Source organism: Streptomyces sp. NPDC044106 (assembly GCF_056433985.1).
In genome coordinates this window covers 53,528-78,609 of the sequence record NZ_JBWKFZ010000002.1, presented here as the reverse complement: position 1 = coordinate 78,609, position 25,082 = coordinate 53,528, and the positions used below count along the sequence as shown (strand labels likewise).

At 72.5% G+C, this 25,082-nt stretch carries 21 protein-coding genes and 1 pseudogene; 6 read left to right on the top strand and 16 right to left on the bottom strand.

What is annotated here, in order from left to right; translation table 11 throughout:
- Window positions 1-9: 9 nt before the first annotated feature.
- The 8 genes from AC07DI_RS03120 to AC07DI_RS03085 all read right to left on the bottom strand — a co-directional run bounded on the left by AC07DI_RS03120 (window position 10) and on the right by AC07DI_RS03085 (window position 7,932).
- Complete coding sequence (locus AC07DI_RS03120; protein WP_478901810.1) at window positions 10-849, bottom strand: DUF6807 domain-containing protein; 840 nt, start codon at window positions 847-849, stop codon at window positions 10-12.
- Window positions 846-2,033: a Gfo/Idh/MocA family protein gene (locus tag AC07DI_RS03115; protein ID WP_478901808.1), complete on the bottom strand. Its 1,188-nt coding sequence runs from the start codon at window positions 2,031-2,033 to the stop codon at window positions 846-848. Before AC07DI_RS03115 ends, AC07DI_RS03120 begins: the two co-directional genes overlap by 4 nt.
- The gene (locus AC07DI_RS03110) at window positions 2,030-2,848 is read right to left on the bottom strand and encodes a carbohydrate ABC transporter permease (RefSeq protein WP_478901806.1); all 819 of its coding nucleotides are present in this window, start codon (window positions 2,846-2,848) and stop codon (window positions 2,030-2,032) included. Before AC07DI_RS03110 ends, AC07DI_RS03115 begins: the two co-directional genes overlap by 4 nt.
- Complete coding sequence (locus AC07DI_RS03105; RefSeq protein WP_478901804.1) at window positions 2,845-3,807, bottom strand: carbohydrate ABC transporter permease; 963 nt, start codon at window positions 3,805-3,807, stop codon at window positions 2,845-2,847. Before AC07DI_RS03105 ends, AC07DI_RS03110 begins: the two co-directional genes overlap by 4 nt.
- A gap of 166 nt (window positions 3,808-3,973) precedes the next feature.
- Entirely contained in the window at window positions 3,974-5,644 is a 1,671-nt protein-coding gene (gene araD / locus AC07DI_RS03100; RefSeq protein ID WP_478902266.1) for an L-arabinonate dehydratase, read from the bottom strand.
- Window positions 5,645-5,775: 131 nt separating this feature from the next.
- Window positions 5,776-6,681, bottom strand: coding sequence for a dihydrodipicolinate synthase family protein (locus AC07DI_RS03095; protein ID WP_478901802.1), 906 nt, complete (start codon window positions 6,679-6,681; stop codon window positions 5,776-5,778).
- Window positions 6,678-7,370 carry a GntR family transcriptional regulator gene (locus AC07DI_RS03090; RefSeq protein ID WP_478901801.1) on the bottom strand — a complete coding sequence of 231 codons (693 nt, stop codon included), beginning with the start codon at window positions 7,368-7,370 and terminating at the stop codon, window positions 6,678-6,680. Before AC07DI_RS03090 ends, AC07DI_RS03095 begins: the two co-directional genes overlap by 4 nt.
- A gap of 166 nt (window positions 7,371-7,536) precedes the next feature.
- Window positions 7,537-7,932 carry a VOC family protein gene (locus AC07DI_RS03085; RefSeq protein ID WP_478901799.1) on the bottom strand — a complete coding sequence of 132 codons (396 nt, stop codon included), beginning with the start codon at window positions 7,930-7,932 and terminating at the stop codon, window positions 7,537-7,539.
- A gap of 134 nt (window positions 7,933-8,066) precedes the next feature.
- Here AC07DI_RS03085 and AC07DI_RS03080 point away from each other — a divergent pair.
- Window positions 8,067-8,945 (top strand): annotated as a pseudogene (locus AC07DI_RS03080) (LysR substrate-binding domain-containing protein); the annotation flags it as partial.
- Window positions 8,946-8,957: 12 nt separating this feature from the next.
- Here the strand turns inward: AC07DI_RS03080 and AC07DI_RS03075 are convergent.
- Together AC07DI_RS03075 and AC07DI_RS03070 are read right to left on the bottom strand one after the other, a co-directional pair.
- Window positions 8,958-9,287: a branched-chain amino acid transporter permease gene (locus AC07DI_RS03075; RefSeq protein ID WP_384258449.1), complete on the bottom strand. Its 330-nt coding sequence runs from the start codon at window positions 9,285-9,287 to the stop codon at window positions 8,958-8,960.
- On the bottom strand, window positions 9,280-9,924 hold the full coding sequence (locus AC07DI_RS03070) for an AzlC family ABC transporter permease (RefSeq protein WP_478902265.1): 645 nt from the start codon (window positions 9,922-9,924) through the stop codon (window positions 9,280-9,282). Before AC07DI_RS03070 ends, AC07DI_RS03075 begins: the two co-directional genes overlap by 8 nt.
- Before the next feature lie 164 nt (window positions 9,925-10,088).
- Here AC07DI_RS03070 and AC07DI_RS03065 point away from each other — a divergent pair, with 164 nt between their 5' ends.
- A complete protein-coding gene (locus AC07DI_RS03065) occupies window positions 10,089-10,547 on the top strand; it encodes an Lrp/AsnC family transcriptional regulator (RefSeq protein WP_384258453.1) in 459 nt (152 codons plus the stop codon).
- 10 nt (window positions 10,548-10,557) lie between these two features.
- Here AC07DI_RS03065 and AC07DI_RS03060 read toward each other — a convergent pair whose 3' ends face one another.
- The 5 genes from AC07DI_RS03060 to AC07DI_RS03040 all read right to left on the bottom strand — a co-directional run bounded on the left by AC07DI_RS03060 (window position 10,558) and on the right by AC07DI_RS03040 (window position 18,587).
- Window positions 10,558-11,283, bottom strand: coding sequence for a class I SAM-dependent methyltransferase (locus tag AC07DI_RS03060; protein ID WP_478901797.1), 726 nt, complete (start codon window positions 11,281-11,283; stop codon window positions 10,558-10,560).
- Between the two features lie 172 nt (window positions 11,284-11,455).
- Window positions 11,456-13,906, bottom strand: coding sequence for an ATP-binding SpoIIE family protein phosphatase (locus AC07DI_RS03055; protein WP_478901795.1), 2,451 nt, complete (start codon window positions 13,904-13,906; stop codon window positions 11,456-11,458).
- 141 nt (window positions 13,907-14,047) lie between these two features.
- Complete coding sequence (locus AC07DI_RS03050) at window positions 14,048-16,531, bottom strand: MFS transporter (protein WP_478901793.1); 2,484 nt, start codon at window positions 16,529-16,531, stop codon at window positions 14,048-14,050.
- Between the two features lie 254 nt (window positions 16,532-16,785).
- Window positions 16,786-17,229, bottom strand: a complete 444-nt coding sequence (locus AC07DI_RS03045; protein ID WP_478901791.1) for an SRPBCC family protein — start codon at window positions 17,227-17,229, stop codon at window positions 16,786-16,788.
- A 110-nt stretch (window positions 17,230-17,339) separates the two neighbouring features.
- Window positions 17,340-18,587, bottom strand: coding sequence for an SLC13 family permease (locus AC07DI_RS03040; protein ID WP_478901790.1), 1,248 nt, complete (start codon window positions 18,585-18,587; stop codon window positions 17,340-17,342).
- A gap of 97 nt (window positions 18,588-18,684) precedes the next feature.
- Here AC07DI_RS03040 and AC07DI_RS03035 point away from each other — a divergent pair, with 97 nt between their 5' ends.
- The 3 genes from AC07DI_RS03035 (at window position 18,685) to AC07DI_RS03025 (ending at window position 22,065) form a co-directional block, all read left to right on the top strand.
- On the top strand, window positions 18,685-19,722 hold the full coding sequence (locus AC07DI_RS03035; protein ID WP_478901789.1) for an Rv2578c family radical SAM protein: 1,038 nt from the start codon (window positions 18,685-18,687) through the stop codon (window positions 19,720-19,722).
- A gap of 313 nt (window positions 19,723-20,035) precedes the next feature.
- Window positions 20,036-21,670, top strand: a complete 1,635-nt coding sequence (locus AC07DI_RS03030; RefSeq protein WP_478901788.1) for an alpha/beta hydrolase — start codon at window positions 20,036-20,038, stop codon at window positions 21,668-21,670.
- Window positions 21,667-22,065, top strand: coding sequence for a RidA family protein (locus AC07DI_RS03025; RefSeq protein ID WP_478901787.1), 399 nt, complete (start codon window positions 21,667-21,669; stop codon window positions 22,063-22,065). Before AC07DI_RS03030 ends, AC07DI_RS03025 begins: the two co-directional genes overlap by 4 nt.
- 15 nt (window positions 22,066-22,080) lie before the next feature.
- On the opposite strand, the gene AC07DI_RS03020 is transcribed toward AC07DI_RS03025, so the two are convergent.
- Window positions 22,081-22,650, bottom strand: coding sequence for an adenylosuccinate lyase (locus AC07DI_RS03020; protein WP_384258489.1), 570 nt, complete (start codon window positions 22,648-22,650; stop codon window positions 22,081-22,083).
- A 558-nt stretch (window positions 22,651-23,208) separates the two neighbouring features.
- On the opposite strand from AC07DI_RS03020, the gene AC07DI_RS03015 reads away from it, so the two are divergent.
- A complete protein-coding gene (locus AC07DI_RS03015) occupies window positions 23,209-24,990 on the top strand; it encodes a 3-hydroxyacyl-CoA dehydrogenase family protein (RefSeq protein ID WP_478901785.1) in 1,782 nt (593 codons plus the stop codon).
- The last annotated feature ends 92 nt before the right edge of the window (window positions 24,991-25,082 follow it).

Below are 25,082 nucleotides of genomic sequence, written 5' to 3'. Positions count from 1 at the left end.
GCCCGCCGCTCACGCCGTCACCGCCTTGCGCACCAGCGCCGCCGCCTCGTCGCGGTCCGGGCTGCCGTCGGCGACGACGGTCACCACCCGGCGTACGACGGTGTCGCCCGGCGCGATCGGCAGGCGGGCGTCGGCGGCGAGGCAGGAGCCGACGCCGGGGTAGTCGGCGGCGCGCACGAACCACGGGTCGCGCCGGGTCGCCGCGGTGGCCCCGGCGAAGACCAGGGTCCAGCCGTCGCCGGCCAGCGCCAGCCAGTCCGCGCGGGCGGCGTGCCCGGCCGTCTCTCCCTCGGTGTCGGCGGTGAACACGCGCGGGGGCGCGGACGCCTTCGGGGCGCGCCAGAAGAAGCCGCCGTACCCGGCGCCGGGGCGGCCGTTGGTGGCGGGGCTGCCGAGCGACACCTCCTCGCCGGTGGCGTTGGTGAGGGCGAACGTGAAGTCCAACGCCCAGGCGGTGGCCGTCAGTTCGGCGGCGGCTACGGTGCGGCGCTCGCGCAGCAGCACCTCTCCGCCGGCCGACCAGGTCAGGTCCTCCAGGAAGCCGTCCGGGTCGTGCAGCTTGAACCCCTGGTGCCGCTGGACGCCGTGGTTGTCGAGCGCGGTGGGCCCCTGCCCCCGTACGAAGGTGCGGCCTCCCCAGAAGTTGCGGCCCGCCACATCGGGTACGGCGACGCCCGCCCCGAGGTGGTGCGGGTGGTCCGCCGGGGCAAGCTCGGTGACGGCTCGGCCCGCGAGGGTGGTGACCGGGTGCAGGTGGGGGCGCGGGGGCAGCGGCCGGTCGAGATCGGCCCGGTAGGCGTAGCGGCCGACGGGGCGTCCCGCGCAGCGCAGGACGAGGGAATGCTTCATGGCGTACTCACCTCGTGGTGATGGTCGTCGGGGCGGGCCCAGTCGGCGCCCAGCTCGGAGTAGAGGCGGAGGGTGTCGGCGGCGGCGGTGACCAGGCCGTCGACGCCGTGCACGATGCGGCGCCCGGCGCTCGTGCCCGGGGCGGCGCTCCAGGCCCGTGTGGGCAGCGCGGCCGGGTCGGGCGCCGTCCTGACGGCCTCGACGACCCGCATGAACGCGCCGGTCGCGGCGGGCGGGACGAGGAGCCGGGCGCGCCCCGCGAGGTGCTCGGCCAGGTTCTCCAGGAGGTCGGTCCTGCCGTGCGTTGAGGTGTGCGCCAAACCCGTGCCGCTGCGGCGCACCTCCACCCGGTCCTGCCGGTACCAGAAGGTGATGCGTCCCCGGGTGCCGTGGACGACGACGTACGGCTCGCCGGGGCTCTGCGCGCAGAGCGTCGCCGCCACGGTGATCCGGCCGCCGCCCGCCGTGCGGACGCGTACGCACGAGGTGTCGTCGGACTCGATGGCGTGGGCCCGGAACAGTTCGCTCTCCACCGTGGTGACGTCCTCGGCGGCGGTGGCGTCCGCCAGGGCGAGGGCGGTGGCGACGGCGTGCGCGAGGGGGTTGGTGAGGACCCCGTCGACGACGTCCGCGCCGTCGAGGCGGCGGCGTCCGGCCCACGGCGCGCGCCGGAAGTACGCCTCGTCGCGCACCCAGGCGCCCGCACCGCCGACGCCGGTCACCTCGCCGACCGCCCCGTCGGCGATCATCCGGCGGATCGCGGGGACGGCGTGCGAGCCGAGCGACTGGAAGCCGATCTGGACGGCGGTGCCCGCGGCGGCTGCCCCGTCGGCCGTCCGCCGGAACTCCTCGTATGACGGAGCGGGCGGCTTCTCCAGGAGCAGATGGACGCCGCGCGTGGTGGCGGTGAGGGCCAGTTCGGTGTGCGTGGGGATGGGGGTGCAGATGACGGCGACGGTGGCGCCGGTGGCGTCGAGGAGCCCGGCGAAGTCGGCGGACTGCCGTACCGCGCCGAAGCCCGCGAGTTCCCCGCCGTCGAGCGGCCGCAGTTCGCAGACGCCCACGAGCCTTACGAGACCGGCGAGTTGGAGGCGGCGGATGTTCTCCAGGTGCCGGGCGCCGTGGCCGCGGGCGCCCGCGAGGACGAGGGGCAGCGGCCGCCGCCCGCCGCGCAGGTTCCTCACCCCTTCACCGCCCCGGCGCTGAACCCGGTGACCAGCCACTTCTGGATGAAGGCGAACACGATCACGACGGGCACGGCGGCGACGACGCCACCGGCGGCGAGCGCCCCCAGGTCGACGCTGTCGGCGCCCATGAGGGTGGCGAGGCCCACCGGGATCGTCTGCTTGCCCTGGTCGCTGAGGAACATCAGGGCGAACAGGAAGTGGTTCCAGCTGTGCACGAAGGCGAAGGATCCGACGGCGACCAGGCCGGGGCGCAGCATCGGCAGGACGATGGCGCAGAAGGCCCGGAAGCGTCCGCAGCCGTCGACCCAGGCGGCCTCCTCCAGGGCGTACGGGACGTTCTTGATGAAGCCGCTGAGCAGGATCATGGAGAGCGGCAGCTGGAAGACGGTCTCCGCGACGATCACGCTGGCGAGCGAGTTGATCATCCGGAGTTCGGCGAAGATCTGGAAGAGCGGCACGAGCATGAGGGCGCCGGGGATGAACTGCGAGCAGAGCAGCGCCAGCAGGAAGCCGCGCTTGATCCGGAAGTCGAAGCGGGCCAGGGCGTAGCCGCCCGCGAGGGCGACGAGTGTGGTCATCGCCATGGAGGCGGCGCCGACCAGCAGGCTGTTCTGGAAGAAGGTGGCGAAGCCGCGCTCGTTCCACACCTTGTCGAAGTGCTCGAAGGTGAGGGGCCAGGGCAGGAGCGAGGTGGAGCCGCTGGGCCGCAGGGCGAAGAGCAGGATCCAGTAGAAGGGGATGAGGGTGAAGAGGAGGTAGAGGCCGAGGGGGAGGTAGATCTGCCGACGGGACGGTGCGCTGGCGGCGCTCACTTCTCCTGCCCTCCGAACTTGCTGAGCCGTAGGTGGAGCAAGGAGCAGAAGAGCAGGATCACGAAGGCGATGGCGGTGAGCGCGGAGGCGTAGCCGAAGTCGTGGGAGTCGACGGCGATGGAGGCGATGCGCAGCGGGAGTGTCGTGGTCTCGCCCGCGGGGCCGCCGCCGGTGAGGGTGTAGAGCAGGTCGACGTTGTTGAACTCCCAGACCGCCCTGAGCAGCGTGGACAGGATGATCGCGTCCTTCAGGTGCGGCAGCGTGATGTGGAGGAACTGCCGCAGGCGGCTCGCGCCGTCCACCTCGGCCGCCTCGTACAGGTCTGGGGAGACGGACTGGAGGTCGGCGAGGATGAGGATCGCGAAGAAGGGGACGCCGCGCCAGAGTTCGGCGACGACGACGGCGGGGAAGACGGTGCCGGTGTCGGAGAGCCAGGACGTGCCGTAGGAGCCGATGCCGAGGTCCGCGAGGTAACGGGTGATCCCTGTCTGGGAGTTGAGGATCAGCAGCCAGATCGTGGAGGTGAGCACGCCGGAGACGGCCCAGGGCGAGAAGACCAGGGCGCGGGCGAGTGCGCGGCCGGCGAAGGTCTGGTTGACCAGCAGGGCGAGCGCGAGTCCGAGCAGCAGTTGCAGGACGACCTCGACGGCGACCCACTGGAAGCTGAAGCCGAGGGTGTGCCAGAAGTCCGGGTCGTCGGTGAACGCCGTGACGAAGTTGTCGAGGCCCGCGTAGCCGTTGCGCCACGGCTTGGTGGGGTTGTAGTGGCGCAGGCTGTAGTAGAAGACGCTGAGCACCGGGTAGGCGATGAAGCCGAGCATCAGCAGGACGGCGGGGGCGATGAGCAGGTACGGCAGGCGGCGCGGGGTCGCGGCGGTCCTGCGCCGCTTCCCGGCCGGGGGCGGCGGCGCCTCGGTGGCGCCGGGCGGCGGCTTCGCCACGGCTGCGGCGTGGGCCATGACACTTCTCCGATCGTGGGGGTGCGGGGTGAAGCGGTCGCGGAGGTACGGGCGAAGCACTTCTCGTACGCTGTTCGACATATCGATCAAGAGGAGGCGAGGATCGAGACGGGGCAAGGATCAGGAGCAGGAGGAGGCGCAGCCGTTCGGGCGGACGCCCCGGGGTTCAGCCCACATACGGGTCGGGCACGGCGCCGGGCCTGGCGAGGAACGCGAAGTCGCATCCCGTGTCGGCCTGCGTGACCTGCTCGGCGTAGAGGGCGCCGTACCCCCGCTCGTAGCGGACGGCCGGAGCGGCCCACGCTTTCCGACGCAGCTCCAACTCCTCTGCCGATACAAGAAGTTGAAGGCGCCGCGCGGGCACGTCGAGCTCCACGGGATCACCGGTGCGCACCAGGGCCAGCGGCCCGCCCACATGTGACTCGGGCGCGACATGCAGCACGCAGGTGCCGTACGAGGTGCCGCTCATCCGCGCGTCGGAGATCCGCACCATGTCGCGTACGCCCTGCTTGAGCAGGTAGTCGGGCAGGGGCAGCATTCCGTACTCGGGCATGCCGGGGCCGCCCTGGGGTCCGGCGCCGCGCAGGACGAGGACGTGGTCGGGTGTGATGCCGAGCGCCGGGTCGTGGATGGTCCGCTGCATCGTGCGGTAGTCGTCGAACACGACGGCGGGGCCCGTGTGCCTGAGCAGCCGCGGGTCCGCGGCGATGTGCTTGATGACGGCGCCGTCCGGGCAGAGGTTGCCGCGCAGGACGGCGACGCCGCCCTCCTCGGCGACCGGGCGCTCGCGCGGGCGGATCACGTCGTCGTCGTGGACGCGGGCACCGGCCAGCTGCTCGCGCAGGGTGGCGTGCGCGACGGTGGGGCGGTCCAGGTGCAGGAGGTCCGTGATCCGGGACAGGAAACCGGGCAGCCCACCGGCGAAGTGGAAGTCCTCCATCAGGTACTTGTGGCCGCCGGGCCGGACGTTGGCGAGCACGGGCACGGTGCGGGCGATGCGGTCGAAGTCGTCCAGGGTGAGCCGCACACCGGCGCGGCCGGCCAGCGCGATCAGGTGGATGACGGCGTTGGTGGAGCCGCCGAGCCCGAGGACGGTGGTGACGGCGTCCGCGAAGGCGTCCGGGGTGAGGATGCGCGACAACCGCAGGTCCTGGCGGACGAGTTCGACGATGCGCAGCCCCGAGGCGGCGGCCATCCTGTCGTGCCCCGAGTCCACGGCGGGCACGGACGACGCACCCGGCACGGTCACGCCCAGCGCCTCCGCCGCGGCGGTGAGCGTGGAGGCGGTGCCCATCGTCATGCAGTGGCCGGGGGAACGGGCGAGGCCGCTCTCCAGCTCGGTCAGCTCGCAGTCGCCGATGAGGCCGGCGCGGTGGTCGTCCCAGTACTTCCACATGTCCGTGCCCGAACCGAGCGTCTCGCCCCGCCAGTGCCCCGGCAGCATGGGCCCCGCGGGCACGAAGACGGCCGGCAGGTCGACGCTCGCGGCGCCCATGAGCAGGGCGGGCGTCGTCTTGTCGCAGCCACCGAGGAGCACGGCGCCGTCGACCGGGTAGGAGCGAAGCAGCTCCTCCGTCTCCATGGCGAGGAGGTTCCGGTAGAGCATGGGGGTCGGCTTCTGGAAGGTCTCGCTGAGCGTGGCCACCGGGAATTCCAGCGGGAACCCGCCCGCCTGCCACACGCCCCGCTTGACGGCCTGGGCCCGGTCGCGCAGGTGGGAGTGGCAGGGGTTGATGTCGGACCAGGTGTTGAGTACCGCGATGACGGGCTTGCCGAGGTGCTCCTCGGGAAGGTAGCCGAGCTGCCGGGTCCTGGCCCGGTGGCTGAACGACCGCAGTCCCGCGGAAACGCTGTCCCCGAACCACTGAGCGCTGCGAAGTCCGGGCGACGCCTGCCGCGGGCGGGGGTCCTGCGCGCCGGGCTCGCGGCCCGGCCCGGTCGGCGCCGGGCCGCTGTCCGTCCCCCCGCTCACACGGACCACCCCGCCACGATCTCCGCCACCTCGGCCCGCTCCCCCTCCGGGAGGAGCCCGCTCGGGGCGCGCACGTCGCGGCGGCAGAGGCCGAGGGCGGCGAGGGCCTCCTTGACGACCGTGACGTTGTGGGCGGAGCCGTCCGCCGCTCGCAGTTCCTCGAAGCGGCGGATCCGCGTCCATACGTCCATGGCGGCCCGGTAGTCGCCGAGCCGGAGCGCTTCGATCATGCGCAGCGAGAGGTGCGGGGCGACGTTCACGAGGCCGGAGGTGAAGCCGGTGGCGCCCGCCGAGAAGTACGAGGGGGCGTAGGGCTCGGCGAGCCCGGCGACCCAGACGAACCGTTCGAGCCCCGCGTCCCGCGCGAACCCGGCGAAGCGCGCGGCGTCCGGCACGGCGTACTTGACGCCGATGACGTTGGGGCAGGCGTCGGCGAGTTCGGCGAGACGGGCGCCGGGCAGCGCCGCGTCGCGCAGATAGGGGACGACGCCGAGCGCGGGGACGGCCTCGGCGACCGCGCGGTGATAGTCGACCCAGCCGCCGTCGGAGACGTAGGGATGCACCGGCTGATGCACCATCACCATGCCCGCGCCGACCGCCTCCGCATGCCGCGCCGCCTCCACCGCGCTCGGCACGTCGTGGCCGACCCCGACGAGGATCGCGGCGCGCCCCGCCGCCTCCTTCACCGTCGACTCGACGACGGCACGGCGCTCGTCGGGGGTGAGGGCGTAGAACTCCCCGGTGTTGCCGTTCGGCGTGAGGGTCCGCACCCCGGCGTCCAGTTGCCTGCGCAGCAGTTCGCGCAGGACGCCGTGGTCGACGGAGCCGTCCTCGGCGAAGGGCGTCACCGCAATCGCCACCACGTCGGCGAGCGCGGCACGCCGGGCGGCGTACGCCGTCACGCGAGCCCCCCTTCCACGGCGGCGCCGAGAGCCGTGCACTCGGCCCCCGCGTCCTCTGCCCCGGGGAAGGCGCGCCGCACGAACGACGCGATGTGGCGGTGCAGCGCCTCGGCCGCACCGTCCGCGTCCCCGGCGAGGGCGAGCCGCAGGATCTCCCGGTGCTCGGTCGCCTCGCGGGCCCAGGACGGGTCGGCCGACCAGGCGACGGCGGAGACGAGCGCCGCCTGGTCCCGCACCTCGTCGAGAAGGCGGCCGAGGAGCGGGTTGCCGCAGGCGGAGTACAGCGTGCGGTGGAACTCCCGGTTGGCGAGGGAGCGTTCGGCCGCGTCCACGGCGGCGTCGGCCCGCGCCAGGGCGTCGCGCGCGGTGTCGAGCGCCGCGCCGCGCCGCACGGTGCGCCGCAGCGCCTCGGGTTCGAGGAGGAGCCGCACGTCGTACACCTCGCGCGCCATGGCCGCGTCCACGGTGCGTACCGCCGCGCCCTTGTACTGGCTCATCACGACGAGCCCGGTGCCCGCGAGGGTCTTGAGCGCCTCGCGCACGGGCGTCTTGGAGACCCCGAACTCACCGGCGAGTTCCGTCTCGACCAGTGGCTGCCCCGGGCTCAGCTCGCCGGTGAGGATGCGGTGTTTGATCGCTTCGAGCACGAACTGCGTGCGCGAGGGGATCGGGGTCGGCACGGACGTCATGGGCACCCTCAGATCTCACGTATCGCGTATCACGTCTCATATATGACGTACGAAGTACGACGCGTAGAAGCTAGGAGGGCGCCCGGAGTTCGTCAACGCTCCGCACAAAAGAAGTCGGTCGCCTCGCAAAAGAAGTCGGTCGGCGGGCGGTTGGTCTGCGGCGACCTCACGCGTCCTGCGGATACCAGCGCAGCTCCACGGTGTTGCCGTCCGGGTCCCGCACGTAGAGCGAGAGTGCGGTGCCCCGCGCCCCGAAACGCTCGCCGGGCCCGTCCACCACATCGAAGTCGCCGGAGTCGATGACCTCCTGCCAGTCGAGCGGCTCGACCGCCAGGCAGATGTGGTCGACGTTGGAGCCGGACTCCTCCGGCCGCGCGTCGGACGGCGTGACGAGGTCGATGATGGTGGTGGGGCTGACCCGCACGGACGGGAAGGGGACCTTGCCCGCCCGCCACTCCTCCACCCGCACCGGTTCAAGGCCCAGCGGCCCTGTGTAGAAAGCCAGCGAGCGCTCGATGTCGGCGACGTTCAGGACGAGGTGGTCGAAGGCGATCACACGCATGACGGACTCCGTGAGTTCGGGGCGCCGGGGGCGCCGGGGGCGGTGTTTGACCGGTGGGTTCAGCATCGCCGAGCAGCCATCCATCGGTCCAACACATGCTTGTCATGCGATCCATCGTGTTTCACGATGGATCGATGGATCTCCAGCAGATGCGGTACGTCGTCGCGGTGGCCGAGACCGCGAGCTTCACCCGGGCCGCCGAGCGGTGCCACGTCGTCCAGTCCGCGCTCAGCCACCAAGTGGCCCGCCTGGAGAAGGAACTGGGCGCCCGGCTCTTCGAGCGGACCAGCCGCCGGGTGCGGCTGACCGTCGCCGGAGAGGCGTTCCTGCCCGCCGCCCGCCAGTCCCTGGAAGCGGCCGAGCGGGCCCGCGCCGAGGTGGCGGCCGCCACCGGTGAGATCCGGGGCAGGCTGACCGTCGGATCGATCCCCACGGTGACCGCCGTCGACCTCCCCGCGGTGCTGCGGGAGTACCGCACGCGCTACCCCCAGGTACGGATCAGCCTGCGCACCGGCGCCAGCGAGCACCTCGTCGAGCAGGTGCGCGACGGCGGCCTCGACGCGGCGTTCCTCGGCGTCCAGCCCGGATTCCGGCCGCAGGGCGTGCGGGACAGGGAGCTCGCCCACGGGCGGCACGTCGCCGTCGTCGCCCCGGACCACCCGCTCGCCACCCAAGCCGAGGTGGGCCTCCCCCGCCTCGCCGACGAGGTGTTCGTGGACTTCGCCGCGGGCACCGTCGCCCGCGCCCAGTCGGACGAGGCGTTCGCGGCGGCCGGCCTGCGGCGCGAGGTCGCCTTCGAGGCCGGCGTGGAGCTCATGGCCCGGCTGGTCCGCCACGGACTGGGCATCGCCCTGCTGCCCGCGTCCTTCGCCGCCGAACTGCACGGCCTGCGGAGCGTGCCGGTCCGCGACGGGCCCGTACGGGTGGAGCGCCTGGTCTGGAGCCGGTTCGCCCCGTCGCCCGCTGCCGCGGCCTTCCTGGCCCTGCTGGACCGGACCGACGGCGACAGCGGGCGAAGGCAGCCGTCAGTGGGCGAAGACCGTGCTGGCCAGCGCCACATGGACGGTCGTGCCCGCCAGGATGCTCAACAGGGCGTTGCGGCGCCACAGATGCACGCCGACGGTGACGGCCAGCGCGGCCAGCGGCGCGGCGGCGCGTGATTCGGTGACGGGGAGGTCGCGCAGGCAGTAGACGACCAGGATCACCATGACGCCCGCGGGCATGCGCGTACTGAGGTACTGCACGGTGGCGCTGGCCCGCAGCGGGGCGAGGACGGCGAACGGCAGGGCGCGCAGCGTCCAGGTGACGGCGGCGGAGACGAGGACCGCGGTGACGGCGTAACCGGTGTCAGACATGGGCGGGCTTCCTGCCGGTGGCGAAGTGGCGGGCCAGGAGGGCGGCGGTGAACAGGGCGAAGGCGGCCAGGAGCAGCTGGCCGGGGAAGAACAGCCGGGCGGCGAGGGCGCTCAGGAGGGCGAGGACGGGGGTGGGCACGTCTCCCCGCAGGTCGCGGACGGCGTCGAGGGACAAGACGGTGAACAGCGCGGTCAGCGCGAAGTCGAGGCCGGTGACGCTCTGCGGGATAAGGGAGCCGAGCAGGGCGCCGACGGTGGCGCTGCCCGCCCAGTACAGGTGCATGTAGAGCTGCAGCCACGTGATGCGCCGGCCCGTCCAGGTGCGGGCCTGTTCGGTGGAGGTCAGCGCGTACGCCTCGTCGGTGAGCGCGAAGGTGCTGTACGTCTTGGCGAGGCGGCCCCGCACCTGGTGCAGGGGGAAGGACAGGGCGTAGAAGACGTGCCTGCCCTGCACCAGGAACGCCGCTCCGGCGATGGACGCCAGTGGCGCGGCGGCGGCGACCATGCCGATGAGCAGGAACTCGAACGAGCCGCCGTAGACCAGTGCGGCGGACAGCCCCGCCCACCACCAGTCGAGCCCGGACTGGATGACGAGGGCTCCGAAGGCGAGACCGAGCGGGAGCATCCCGAGGCCCACGGACGCGCAGTCCCCGAAGGCTTTCCGCGCCGCGGACCGCTCGGGGGGTGAGGGGGTGACGGAGAGCTGGGGCCGGTCGGCGACCGCGGAGGATATGTGCATGCGGACACTTTAGGCAAGTGCCCGCCTAATATGGTTGCCGTTTGTGGCCCTATGATCTTCGTATGAGCAATGAAGGTGGGCTGGATGCCCTTGACCGCGAAATTTTGTTTCACCTGCGCCAGGACGGTCGGCTGACCAACGTCGAACTGGCCAAGCTGGTGGGCCTGACACCGCCGCCGTGCCTGCGGCGGGTCAAGCGCCTGGAGGAGACCGGTGTCATCACCGGCTACCGGACCGTCATCGATCCGGCAGCCCTGGGCCGCGGGCTCGAAGTGCTCATCGACGTCGAGATCTACGCCAATGACCGCAAGACCACCGAGAAGTTCGAGACCACGGTGGCCTCGTACGAAGAGGTGATCGAGTTCCGGCGGATGTACGGGCGTCCGGACTATTTCATCCGGGCCGCCGTGGCCGACCACGGCGCGTACGAGGCCTTCCTCACCCAGAAGCTCAGCGGCCTGCCCGCCATCCTGCGCCTCACCTCCCACCTCACCATGAAGACGATCAAGGTGGACGGCTGAGCGCCTCCCGTCAGCCCGCGCGCCCCACCACCAGCCACCGCGACGGCAGCTCGATGCGCGTACCGTCCGGGGCGAACTCCGTCGTCGACAGCGGGAGTTCGCCTCCGGCGATGACCGTGAGCCCGGCGGCGCCGACGCACGCGTCCACCGCCCCGTCGGCGACCTCGGCGGGGGTGAGGCCGTGCGCGAAGACCGGGGCCAGCTTCGGCGGCGGACCCGCGGGGTTCTGCGCCAGGCCCATCAGGACCGGGCGCGCCGCCTCCGAGAGTTCGAAGAGGAAGGCGCGGCCCCGCTCGCCGAGCAGCGTGGCGATGTTGTCGACCAGCGGCTGCCGGTCGGCGGGCTCGCACTGGTGCAGGACGCCCCGCATGTAGACGTTGACGTCCCCGAGCTCCGCGTGCAGCTGCTCCGCCTCGGCCCTCTCCACCAGGTCGAGCTGGCGGAAGTCGGCCTGCCCCGCCGGGTCGGCGCGCCGGGCGTGGTCGACGGCGGCCGCCGACAGATCGACGCCGAGGACGCGCGGGAAACGGTCGGCGAGGAACCGCGTCTGCGTGCCGTTGCCGCAGCCGAGGTCGACGACGGGCAGGCCGCCCGCGGTCATGTGCGGTTCGAAGAGCGCGAGGTGCAGACCCGCGGTGAGGGCGGGCTCGGCGTCCCAGAAGACAGCTCCCGGCTCTTCGGGGGCGTCCCGCCAGAACCCCTCCCACGCCTCCCTGTACCGACTCGTGACACTCATGTCCGTGCTCCCCAGTCCGCGACGAGAGCCGCCGAAGCCGGCGGCAAGATCGGTCTACCGCGCCGGGGGCACACGGACAAGGCACCCGCGCATTCCTTCACCGGTCATTCGATACGTACCCGCCGGGCGCACGAGCGCGCGCCCCGCCTTGCCCGGGAGCTGACACAGGCTCTCAGCGGCGCGGCAGGGACAGTTCGAACCAGACCGTCTTCCCCCGGCGCGTCCGGCTCGTGCCCCACTCCTTCGCCAGTGCGCTGACGATGTGCAGGCCGCGCCCGAACTCGTCGTCCGGGCCCGCGTTGAGGAGCGTCGGCAGCGTCTGGTCGCCGTCCTCGACCTCGCAGACCAGGGTCCCGGAGCGGACCAGGCGCAGGTGGACCCAGGCGCTGCCGGAGTGCCGTACGACGTTGGTGACGAGCTCGCTGACGAGCAGTTCGGCGGTGTCGCCCAGGGACTGCAGCGACCACGCCCGCAGTTGGGAGCGGACCAGCTCGCGGGCCCTGCCCACCTCGCTGGGGTCGACGGCGAGCCGGTGGTCCGCGACGTCCTTCGCCGCGATGCCGTTGAGCCTGGCCATCAGGAGCGCCACGTCGTCCTTGCGGCCGCCCCGCGTGTTGAGCGCGCGGATGATCGTGTCGCAGGCGGCGTCCATGGAGGCGGCGGGGTGCGCGGCGGACTCGGTGAGCGTGGCGAGGCCGACGCCGATGTCCTCACCGCGGACCTCGACGAGTCCGTCGGTGCACATCAGGAGCCGGTCGCCGGGGGAGACCCGCACCACGACCGACTCGAAGGGCACGCCGCCGACGCCGATGGGCGCGCCTGTGGGCAGGTCGAGGAGTTCGCTGCGGCCGTCCGCGGCGCGGACCAGGACGGGCGGGATGTGGCCTGCGTTGCCCAGGTGCAGCTCGCCCGCGATCGGGTCGTAGACCGCGTACAGGCAGGTGGCGAGATAGTGCTCGCCGAGGCGCTGCGCCAGGTCGTCGAGGTTGCGCAGGAGCTGCTCGGGCGGCAGGTCGAGGGCGGCCATGGTCTGCACCGCCGTGCGCAACTGGCCCATCATGGCCGCGGAGTTGAGCCCGTGGCCCATCACGTCGCCGACGACGAGCGCGGTCCTTGAGCCGGGCAGTTTGACGGAGTCGAACCAGTCGCCGCCGACCCGGCCGAGGAGCGTGCCGGGCAGGTAGCGGGTGGCGATGTCACAGCCGGACATCCGGGGCTGGATGTGCGGCAGCATGCTGTCCTGGAGGGTGTCGGCGACGCTCTCCTGGTACGTGTACATGCGGGCGTTGTCGAGCACGAGGCCCGCGCGGGCAGCCAGTTCGGCACCGGTGACGCGGTCCATGTCGTTGAAGACCGGCCGCTCCCGGTGCCGCAGCAGGATCATGAAACCGAGCACCACGTTGCGCGCCTTCAGGGGCACGACGAGCATGGAGCGGTTGGTGATCAGCGGGCGGATGTCGCGCTTCTCGAACTGGGAGGCGATGGCGTTGCCCATCTCCTCGGAGATGCGCGGCACGAGCACGGGGTCACCCGAGGTCATGCACTGGAAGAACGGCGTGTGCGCGGGGAACGGCATGGACTCCCCCACCGGCACCACGTCGTCCCAGCGCCCCGGCTCGTCGGTGTGCTCCAGGGCGACCCGGTGCCACATGGTGGTCTCGTCCGGCACGCCCTCGGGGAAGCCCTCGCCCGCGACGACCTGCTCGCGCAGATAGGTGCCCGCGACGTCCGTGAAGCGTGGCACGACCGCCCTGCTGACCTCCAGGATCGTCTGCGACAGATCGAGCGAGGAGCCGATGCGCCCGCTGACCTCGTTGAGGAATTCGAGGTGCTCGCGCACCGCCGCGTACTCGAGGTCCTCGCCCTCCTCCTCCGCCGCGTCCGGGGCCGCGGGCAGCCCGCCCGCGGCGGCCTGTGCGGCGCGCTGCCTGCGTTCCTTGCGCTCCGCCCGGCGGGCGACGCCCCAGTCCGGGGTGACGGGCACCCGGTCGTGCCTGCTGAACTCCAGGACGGGATAGCCCAGTTCGAGCACCTGGGCGACGATACGGGCGCTTTCGTCCACACTCATGCTCGGCAGGATCTCGGGCAGCCTGGCCGCGAGCTCGTCCGCGCCAGGGAAGTCGGTGTGCAGGGCGAAGGCGGGCGCGATCCGCTCGGCCTGCTCCTCGCCCTCGCCCCGCCCGCCGTCCGGCTCCTGCGCCGCGGTCAGCCGCGCGGCGTCGGCGGCGAGCACGAGGAGCCGCTCGGGTCCCGGGCCGATCAGCGGATACGCCCACCACAGCACGTCGATGCGCCCTTGGTCGCGCCCGTCACCCGGTCCGGCGAGACGCGCCCGGCCCGCGGCCGGGTAGGAGATGCGTCCGTCGAGGGAGGTCTCCAGGTCGGGGCCGAGTCCGTCGTACGCCTCGTAGGACTCTCGGTCCTCCTGGATCGCGCCGTGCACCGGGAGCAGATCACCCACCGGGCAGCCGACGGCCTCCTCCTTGCCGTACCCGAAGAGGCGGCGCGCTCCGACGCTCCAGTGCGAGACGAGGCCCGCTCCGTCGACGACGACCACGGCCAGGGGAATGCGTCCGGACGCGGCACTCTGCGTCACCGGCTCGCCTGGAGTGCCTCGTTCCATGGCTCATGCTCCTTCCCGCGGCGGCGCAAGATCTGGGCCGCCACCAACCACCGTACGGCTGACGCGGGTTGCCGTGCGGGTCAATACGGGAATTGCCCGCACAGCGGGGACACCGGCGCACGCCCCCCTTGGCTGCGGGCCCTAGTCCTCGTGCCCGAGCTGGAGGTCCCGCTCCGTGCGGCCGCCGCCCGCGACCTGGAGGACGGTGGCGACCGGCGGGTAGCCCGCCGCGATCACGGTGTACTCGCCGGAGGACAGGTCGACGAAGCGGAAGGTGCCGTCCGCCGCGGTGGTCAGGGTGTCGACGACGTTGCCCGCCGCGTCGAGCAGGGTCACGCGCGCGTCCTCGACGGGCCGCCCACCGCCGGCCCGCACGGTGCCGCGCAGCACGGCGCCGCCCGCGAGCTCCACGTCCTGGCGGGTCTCCCGCGAGGCCTGCACGGTGACGGGGAGCGCGGCGGGGCGGAAGGCGGGGGCACTGGCCGCGAGCGTGTACTCGCCGGCCACCAGCTCCGTGATGACGTAGCCGCCCTCACGGCCGCTGCGGGTGGTGGCGACGACCTCGCCGCGGACGTCGGTGAGGGTGACGGCGGCGTCCCTGACGGCCGTGCCGTCGGCGGTCACCACGGTCCCGGCGAGGCGGCCCGCCCCGCCGAGGACCACGTCGAGCTCGACGGGCCGCTCGCCGACGGTGACCGTGACGGCCTGCGGCTGGTGGCCGCCCGCCGCCGCGATCAGCACGAAGGAGCCCGTCCCCGGCGTGGACAGGGCGTACCGTCCGTCCTCTCCGCTGGCGCCGCGCCCGATCTGCTGCCCGCCCACGTCGATGAGGGTGAGGGCCGCGCGGGGCACGACGGTGCCGTCGGGGTGCTGCACGGTGCCGCAGACCGGGACCCCGGCGGCGTACGGCGCCTGGCGGGCGTGGGGGACGGTTCCCGGTTCGTCGGCCGGTGCGCTGGGGGAGGTGGTGCTGGACAACAGGGGTGTCTCCTTGAGGAAGAAGGCGAGCAGCATGCCGAGGACGAGCACCGGCACCAGGTAGAGGAAGATCCGCGGCATCGCGTCGGCGTACGCCTGGATGTAGCCGTCGCGCAGCGGCGCGGGCAGCGTGTGGACGAGCTGCGGGGTGATGGACTCGGCGTCGGGCAGGGCCTTGCCCGCGCCGGCGGGGATCCGGTCGCGCAGGGCGTCGGCGAGCCGGTCGGCGAAGAGCGTGCCGAAGATCGCGGCGCCCACACTGCCGCCGATCTGCCGGAAGTAGTTGTTGGCACTGGTGGCGGTGCCGAGGTCGGCGGGGCGCACCGCGTTCTGCACGGCGAGCACCAGGACCGGCATGACCAGGCCGATGCCCGCGCCGAGGACGGCCATCCAGACGCTGTACTGCAGCCGGGAGGTGTCGGCCTCGAGCCGCGAGAGCAGCCACATGCCGATGACGGACAGGACGCCGCCGAGGATCGGGTAGACCTTGTAGCGCCCGGTGTGGCTGATGAGCTGCCCGGAGACGATGGACGCGCCGACGATGCCGCCCATCATCGGCAGCATCAGGAGGCCGGACTCGGTGGCGCTCGCGCCGTCGACCATCTGCAGGAAGGTCGGCAGGTAGCTGGCCGCTCCGAAGAGGGCGACTCCGATGACCATGCCCACCAGAGAGGTGATGTTGAAGACCGGGTCACGGAAGAGGCGCAGCGGGATGATCGGTTCTGCGGCGAACCGCTCGGCGACCAGGAAGAGCACGCTCGCCACGACGGCCCCGACGCCGAGCCCGACGATCACGCGGTCGCCCCACGCGTACTCGGTACCGCCCCAGCTGGTGAGCAGGACGAGGCAGGTGGAGGCGGCGGCGAGCAGGAGCGCGCCGAGCACGTCGAGCCGGGCCCTGCCGGTGCGCTTGGGCAGCTTCAGTACGAGGGTGACGACGAGGAGGGTGACGAGGCCGAAGGGCACGTTGAAGTAGAAGCACCAGCGCCAGGAGACGTGGTCGGTGAAGAAGCCGCCGAGCAGGGGCCCCGCGACCGAGGCGAGGCCGAACGCGGCGCCGATCAGGCCCATGTAGCGGCCGCGCTGCCGGGGCGGCACGATGTCCGCGATGATCGCCTGTACGCCGATCATCAGGCCGCCCGCACCGGCGCCCTGGAGCGCCCGGAAGGCGATGAGCTGGTCCATCGTCCGCGACCAGCCGGCGAGCGCCGAGCCGATGACGAAGACGACGATGGCGAACTGGAAGACGCCCTTGCGCCCGAAGAGGTCACCGAGCTTGCCGTAGATGGGCAGGCCGATGGTGGAGGTGAGGAGGTAGGCGGTGATCGCCCAGGACATCTTGTCGAGGCCGTGCAGCTCGCCGACGATCTTCGGGAGCGCGGTGGCGACGATCATCTGCTCCAGGGCGGCGAGCAGCAGGGCGAGCATCAGCCCCACGAAGACCATCCGTACGCGGCTGGGGCTGAGCCCGTGGCCCGTGGGGTCCGGGGGCGGTGGCGGCGCCTGGCCCCGCCCCTGACCGCCCTGTACGGCGGGCGGGCCGGCCCCTTCACGGTGCCGCCCGTCCCCCGCGGCCCGCTCACTCCGCTCGTCCTGCCGGCTCTGCTGGTCCTGACCGGTGGTCTTCACCAGCGTCGTCCCGCCCACGTCCTGCTCCCCTCGTCGCGCCTGCGCCGCCCATTTCTCGCATTACGCGACAACAGCGAGCAAGCGCGACGAGTCACCCTCGCGCGGGGTTCCATGGGCGTAAGCGCCGGTGGGAGCCCTACGGCGTACAACGGGACCGAACAGAAAACCACTCGAAACGGTGAGCGTGAGAGCAACGCTGAGTGGTCGGGCGGGAGTTGGCCGGGCGGACGGACCGGCCCGGCCCGGATCGGACCGCCCGCCCGGCGCGGGGCCTACTTCTCGACGTGGGCGGCGAGGTTGCCGAGCACGGCGTCGTAGATGCGGGCCAGGCCCTTGGGCGCGAAGGTCTTCTCGAAGAAGCCGCCGATGCCGCCCGCGCCGTTCCAGACGGTGGTGACGACCACGCGGGATTTACCCTCACCGGCCGGCGTCACCGTCCAGGTCGTGACCATGGAGGAGTTGCGGTCCTTCTCGACCAGCTCGCCGTCCGTGGGCTCGCTGACCTCCAGGAGGCAGTCGCGGATGCGCTTGCTGGTGGCCTGGAGCTTCCAGTGGACGAGGGTGCCCTCGCCGTCACCGCCCTCGCGCACCTCGTACTCGCTGAAGTGCTCGGAGAGGAGCTTCTCGCGCGTGCCGTTGTAGTCGGCCAGCGCGTCGAAGACGTCGTCCGGCTTTGCCGTGATGGTCCGCTCCGCGACCGCTTCGACCTGCGCCATTGCACTTCCTCCAGCATGTGTGTTCCTCGGGGACTTCGTGGAAAGCCAACCACCCGGCGTACCGGCCCCCCAAATCGGGTCCCCGGTCGGGGGCTTGGCGGGACAGGCTCTCAGCCCGGCAGGAGCCTGAGCGAGGTCCACAGCGCGAGGGTCGACAGGACGAGGGCGGCCGGAGTGGTGAGGAGTCCGAGGCGGGTGAAGCGGCCCAGATCGACGTCGTGGTCGTGCTGGTGGGCGATGCGGCGCCACAGGAGCGTGGCGAGGGATCCCGCGTAGGTGAGGTTGGGGCCGATGTTCACGCCGATGAGTACGGCGAGGACGGCGCCGGGACCGGACGGCGCGGCCAGCGGGACCAGGGCGAGGACGGCCGGCAGGTTGTTGATCAGGTTGGCGAGCAGGGCGGCGACGGCGGCGGTGCCGAGGAGCGCGGGCAGCGCGGTGCCGTCCGGCAGGAATCGCCCGAGGGCGTCGCCGAGGCCGTTGTCGACGACGGCCCTGACGACGACGCCGAGGGCGAGGACGAAGGCCAGGAACGGCCACGAGGCGGAGCGCAGGATCGCCGCCGGTGTCGTACGGCGGCGCAGCAGGGCCCGGACCGCGAGGACGGCCGCCCCTGCCGCGGCCGCCCAGGCGGGGTCGACCCCGACGGCTGAGGCCACCGCGAACCCGGCGAGCGTGGCCGCGACGGTCACCAGGGCGAACAGCGGCATGTCCGGCGGCTCCTCGGCCTCGGCGCCCTGCGTCGGGGCGTCGAGGTCGGCGGCGAAGAACCGCCGGAAGACCGCGTACTCGACCGCGACGGCGACCAGCCAGGGCAGCGTCATGAGCAGCGCGAAGCGCGTGAAGCTCAGGCCGGTCGCGGTGAAGGCGAGGAGGTTGGTCAGGTTCGAGACCGGCAGCAGGAGGGACGCGGTGTTGGACAGGTGGGCGCTCGCGTAGACGTGCGGCGCGGGGCGGGCGCCCATGCGCGCGGCCGTGGCGAAGACGACCGGGGTCAGCAGGACCACGGTGGCGTCCAGGCTCAGGGCGGCGGTGATCACCGAGGCGAAGGCGAAGACGGCGCCGAGCAGCCGGCGGGGGCGACCCGCGGCCCGGCGCGCCATCCAGCTGCCGCAGGCGTGGAAGAGCCCCTCGTCGGCGCAGAGCTTGGCGAGCACAAGGACGCCCGCGAGGAAGCCGATCACCGGGCCGAGCCGGGCGGCCTCGTCCCGCACGTCGTCGAGCGGGATCGCCCCGGACAGGATCACGACGCCGGCGGCCGGCACGGCGAAGGCGGCCTCGGGCCACCGGAACGGGCGGACGACGGCGCAGACAAGCACCACGACCAGGGCGGCGACGGACAGGGACTCGACGAGCATGCCTTCGATCATGCACGGCCCGACGGCCGGGTTCCGCCTTCGCACGATCAAGGGAACATGTGTTCTATTCTGTGGTCAGTGCTACCGAGGAGGTGTCATGCGCTGGGAGAACCTCTCCGAAGGGCCGGGCCCGAGGGCGACCGCCGATGCCGCACTGTTCGGCGCGGACGCGGTGACCACGCGGACTTTCGACACCCCCGAGTTCCGCGGGATCACCTTTCACGAGGTCCGGGCCAGGTCGATCGTGAACCGGGTGCCCGGTGCGTCCCGCATGCCGTTCGAATGGACGGTCAACCCCTACCGGGGGTGCACGCACGCGTGCGTCTACTGTTTCGCCCGCAAGACCCACAGCTACCTGGACCTCGACACCGGTCTCGGCTTCGACAGCCAGATCGTCGTCAAGGTCAACGCCGCCGCGCTGCTGCGCCGACAGCTCGCCTCGCCACGCTGGCACGGCGACCACATCGCCATGGGCACGAACGTCGACTGCTATCAGCGCGCGGAGGGCCGCTACCGGCTGATGCCCGGCATCATCGAGGCGCTGCGCGACCGCGGAAACCCCTTCTCGATCCTGACCAAGGGCACACTGATCCTGCGCGATCTCGACCTGCTCCGGCAGGCCGCCGCGGTGACGGAGGTCGGCATCTCCGTCTCCGTGGGCTTCGTCGACCAGGAGCTGTGGCGGACCGTCGAGCCGGGCACCCCCGCCCCGGAGCGGCGCCTCGACGTCGTACGCGCCCTGACCGACCACGGCATCGGCTGCGGCGTCCTGATGGCGCCCGTCATCCCCTTCCTGGGCGACCACCCCGACCAGCTGCGCGCCACGGTGCGGGCCGTCGCCGCGGCCGGCGCGACCTCCGTGACACCGCTGGTACTGCATCTGCGCCCTGGCGCGCGCGAATGGTTCATGGCCTGGCTCGGGCAGCACCACCCGCATCTGGTCCGGCGCTACGAGCGGTTGTACGCGGAGGGGGCCTACGCCCCGAAGTGGTACCAGCGCCGCGTCACGCGTCATGTGCACGAGCTGGCCGAGGAGTTCGGCATAGGACCCACGCGCGCGGGGGCGTCGCGACGGATCCGCCTCCCCGAGGAACCCGCGCCCGCCGCCGGACCCACCCAGCTCACGCTGCTCTGAGAGCCTGTCTTTGAACCCCCGTCGTCCGCGCGAAGCGCGGGCGCAGCGGCGTTCGGTGCGTGCGATCGGAGTGCGGAGTTCCAGGTCATGTGGCGGAGCCACCTGTCCTGGAACTCCGTGCGCCGAGGGCGCGTGCCGGGCGTCGCTGCGCAGGCGGGGGTTCAAAGACAGGCTCTGAGAGCCTGCCTTCGACCGACGTGCCTCTTTCGGGTCATCTCCCGCCCGGAGCGGCCACTTCCCGGTGACGCTTCCGGGATCATGCGGCAGGGGCCACGGCCTGTTGCGCCCCGAACCCACCGCTCCGGGAGGCCGGATGAAGAAGCGCGCCGTCGTACTCTGCTCAGTCGCCGCTGTGGCAGCCGCAATGGTCACGGCGGTGCCACCCGCCGCGGGCGCCCCCGGCGCCGCCCCTCCGCCACAGCTCCGCACGCAGGCCCCGCCTCTCCTCGCGCACCCCTCGCTCACGTGGAAGAAGTGCGCGACCAAGGACCGTCCGACGCTCCAGTGCGCGTCGTTGAAGGTCCCGCTCGACCACCAGGAGCCGGGCGGCAGACAGCTCACCCTCGCCCTGTCCCGCGTCCCGCACACCGCGAAGAGCTTCCAGGGACCGCTCCTGGTGAACCCCGGCGGGCCGGGCGGCAGCGGGCTCGCCATGGCCGGTTTCGTCGCCGGGGCGCTGCCGAAGAAGGTGGCGGCGCAGTACGACGTCGTCGGCTTCGACCCGCGGGGCGTGGGCAAGAGCAGGCCCGCGCTCAACTGCCGCCCCGGACACTTCTCCCCCGTGCGCCCCGCCACCGTCCCCACCACGGCCGCGCTGGAGCGCGCCAACCTCGACAGGGCACGGAAGTTCGCGCGGGCGTGCGAGTCGAAGTACGGGGACATCCTGCCCTTCATCGACTCGGTGAGCGTCGTCCAGGACATGGACGCGATCCGTGCCGCCCTGAAGGCCGAGCGCATCAACTACTACGGCTACTCCTACGGCACCTACCTGGGCGCGCTCTACGGAAAGCTCTACCCGCACCGGGTGCGCCGCATGGCGCTCGACTCCCTCGTCGACCCGACGGGCGTCTGGTACGACGACAACCTCCGCCAGGACTACGCGTTCGACGCCCGCCACAAGGCGTTCATGGCCTGGATCGCCCGGCACGACGCGACGTACCGGCTGGGCAAGGACCCCGGGAGGGTCGAGGCCAAGTGGTACGCGATGCGGAAGGCGGTCACCAGGAAGCCCGCGGGCAAGAAGGTGGGCGGCGCCGAGCTGGAGGACACCTTCATGCCCGGCGCCTACTTCAACGGCTACTGGCCCATCCTGGCGAAGGCGTTCGCCGCGTACGCGAACGGCAAGGAGACGGGCCCGCTGGTCAAGGCGTACGAGGGGATCGGCGCCGTGGACGCCGCGGGCGAGAACGGCTACAGCGTCTACACCGCCGTGCAGTGCCGGGACGTGCAGTGGCCGCGCGACTGGCGCACGTGGCGCGACGACAACGACGCGGCGCACGCCAAGGCGCCGTTCGCCACCTGGAACAACGCCTGGTACAACGCCCCGTGCGCGTTCTGGCCGACCCACCACCTGAGCCCGCCGGACACCGCCAACTCCGAGCTGCCCCCGGTCCTGCTCTTCCAGGCGACCGACGACCCCGCCACCCCGTACGACGGCGCCATCGCCCTGCACCGGAACCTGGGCGGCTCCCGGCTGGTCGTCGAGCAGGGCGGCGGCAACCACGGCATCACCCTGCGCGGAAACCGCTGCCTGGACCGGCACTTGGCCGCGTACCTGAGGAACGGCAAGGTGCCACAGAGCGACGGCGAGGTCGACGCGGTCTGCGAGGCGCTGCCCGACCCGAAGCCGCCGCACGCCACGAAGGGCAGGTCGGACACCGTGCGCGGAGCGCTTGCGGCCTTCGGGCGCGGGGCGTTGTCACACCCGTGGTCCACCATGGGGTCATGAGCCGACTGACCCGCATCAGCGCCCCCGAGGGCGTCGCCCCCGCCACCGCGTACACCCACGTCGTCATGGGCACGGGCCGCCTCGTGGCCGTCTCCGGGCAACTGGCCCTGGACGAGGACGGAAAGCTCGTCGGCGAGGGCGACGCGGCGGCGCAGGCCCGGCAGGTGTTCGAGAACCTGCGGCGCTGTCTCGCGGCGGCGGGCGCGACCTTCGAGGACGTCGTGAAGCTGACGTACTTCGTGACGGACATGGCGCACATGCCGGCCGTGCGCACCGCGCGGGACGCCTTCCTGGACCCGGAGCGGCTCCCCGCGTCCTCGGCGGTGCAGGTTGCGGCGTTGGTCGCCCCCGAGTTCCTGATGGAGATAGAGGCGTTCGCTGTGGTGTCGGAGTAGGGGCGCCCGCCCCCCTCACTCCGGCAGCCGCGCCAGTGCCGCCGAGGCCGCTGCCGCGAGGCGCGGGTGGCCGCGCGCGGCCATCAGCACGGGCCTCGCCCGGCCGTCGCCCAGCGCCCCGAGCCCCTCCACGCACGCGAGGGCGATCTTGCCGTACGGATCGTGCGGGGCGAGCCTGCGCTGGAGCGTGGTGATCAGCGCGGGCGCCGACTCGGGGGCGCGCAGCTCGGTCAGCAGGCGCACGGGGTAGAGCGCGTAGGCGATCCGGAGCTCGTTCGTCGCGAGGGCGGCAGCGGCGCGTGCCGTGCGCGGGTCGCCGAGCCGCGCGAGGGCGTGCGCCGCGGCGGCGCACCGCGGCGGGTCCCGGTGGTTGAGGAGGAGGACGAGCGACTCGAAGGCCCTGCGGTCACCGGCGACGCCGAGTCTGACCGCCGCCAACTCCCGGGCCCACAGGGGCTGCCCGGGCGAGACGAGCACCTCGGCGAGTGCGTCGAGGTCATCGGTGGCGACCATCCAGTCGTACTCCTTGGCCCCACCCGCCTCGGCCCGTAAGCGTTCCGTCACCGTCCGCAACTCCTCATCCATGGCCGCGAGCCTAGGGCCTGCCTTTCGGATCTGTCCGGGGTCGCGTGGCCTGGCACGCACATCTGCGGCGTTGCCGTCGGTTGTCAACGCTCCGCATTGCCACCCTCCTCCGCCTTGCAGCTGCACGCACCGAACACCGCTCGAGCCCCACCCAAGGCAAAGCCACCCAAGTCCGGCCCGACCCGAAAGGCAGACCTTAGAGCCTTACCCAGCAGTCGCGACGTAGATCACACAGATCGGGCCGCCGAGGGAACTCGCGAGGGCTGGCGCGCTCATTACTTGCCGGTTAACCTCATGTGAGCGGGGCACACTCCTCGCAGCAGTTCCTTTTCTCGCGGTGGCCTGGTGACGCAGCCGCCGCGAGTGTCCGGTCGGTTCGGTACTTCATGTACCTCAGTACGACGTGGCCCCGGGACAGGGCCGGTCGGCTTCTTCACCGGGCGTGCCCTGCGCGCCGCCCGGGACGCGACACGCACCACTCCCCGCCGCCGTGCGGCAGCCAGGCAGCCGCCGCACCCGCGCGCCCCTCAGTCGTCACTCTCTTCCTGGAGTCCACGCATGGACACTCCCTTGAACACCGTCGCCGTCATCGGTCTCGGCACGATGGGCACCGGCATCACCGAGGTCCTGGCCCGCGCGGGCCGCGAGGTCATCGGCATCGACATCAGCCAGGCGGCGGTGGCCCGCGCCGTCGAGTCCCTGGAGGCCTCGACCGCCCGTGCCGTGCGCCGGGAGCGCCTCACCGAGGAGGAGCGCCGCGGCGTCCTCGCCCGCTTCCGCACCTTCACCGACCTGCGGGCCGCGGCCGACGCCGACCTGGTCATCGAGGTCGTCCCGGAGTCGTACGAGATCAAGCAGCAGGTCGTCCGCGAGCTCGACACCGTCGTCCGCCCCGAGACGATCATCGCGACCGGCACCAACGCGCTGTCCGTGACCCGCCTCGCCGCGGAATCCGCGCGCCCCGAGCGGGTGTTGGGCCTGCACTTCTTCAACCCGGCGCCCGCGATGAAGCTCGTCGAGGTCGTCTCGTCCGTGCTGACCGCGCCCGCCGCCGTCGCCTCCGTCACCGAGCTCGCGTACGCCCTGGGCAAGGAGTCCGTCGCCGTCGGCGACCGGCCCGGCTTCGTCGCCGACGGGCTGCTCTTCGGCTACCTCAACCAGGCCGCCGCGATGTACGAGGCGAAGTACGCCTCCCGGGAGGACATCGACGCCGCGATGAAGCTGGGCTGCGGGCTGCCGATGGGCCCGCTCGCGCTGCTCGACCTGATCGGCGTGGACACCGCCCGCACGGTGCTCGACGCGATGTACGCGGAGTCGCAGGACCGCCTGCACGCGCCCGCGCCGATCCTCAAGCAGCTCAGCGAGGCGGGTCTTACCGGCCGCAAGGCGGGCCGCGGCTTCTACACGTACGCCGAGCCGGGCGGCGCGGAGGTGGTGCGCGACGCGCAGACCCCGCCGGAGGGCGAGGTGCGCGGGCCGGGGCGCACGGTGCGGTCGGTGGGTGTCGCGGGCTCAGGGACGATGGCGTCCGGCATCGCGGAGGTCTTCGCCAAGGCCGGCTTCGACGTGGTCCTCGCCGCGCGCACGGAGGAGAAGGCCGAGACCGCCAGGTCGCGCATCGGGAAGTCCCTTTCCCGTTCCGTGGACAAGGGCAGGATGACGGCCGAGGCCGCGGCGCGGGCGCTGGAGCGGATCACCCCGGCCGGGTCGTACGAGGCGTTCGCCGACGTCGATCTGGCCCTGGAGGCCGTCGCCGAGGACCTGGAGATCAAGCGGCAGCTGTTCGGGACGCTCGACAAGGTCTGCAAGCCGGGCGCCATCCTCGCCACCACGACGTCCTCGCTGCCGGTCGTGGCCTGCGCCCGCGCCACCTCCCGGCCGCGCGACGTGATCGGCATGCACTTCTTCAACCCGGCCCCGGCGATGAAGCTGGTCGAGGTGGTCCGCACGGTGGTCACCGCGGACGACGTGCACGCCACGGTCCGCGAGGTCTGCGCGAAGATCCGCAAGCACCCGGTGGACTGCGGCGACCGCGCCGGCTTCATCGTGAACGCGCTGCTGTTCCCCTACCTCAACAACGCGATCAAGATGGTCCAGGAGCACTACGCGACGCTGGACGACATCGACGCCGCGATGAAGCTCGGCGGCGGCTACCCCATGGGCCCCTTCGAGCTCCTGGACGTCGTCGGCCTGGATGTCTCGCTGGCCATCGAGAAGGTCCTGCACCGCGAGTTCCGCGACCCGGGCCTGGCCCCGGCGCCGCTGCTCGAACACCTGGTGGCCGCGGGCTGCCTCGGCCGCAAGACGGGTCGTGGCTTCCGCGAATATGCCCGGCGCTGAGCCGGCCGGGGGGCACCTGGGCGATCGGACGGACTGGGGCGGGCTGCTCGGACCCTCGGGCGGCCCCGTCCCTCAGGAGCACCTCGCCGCGC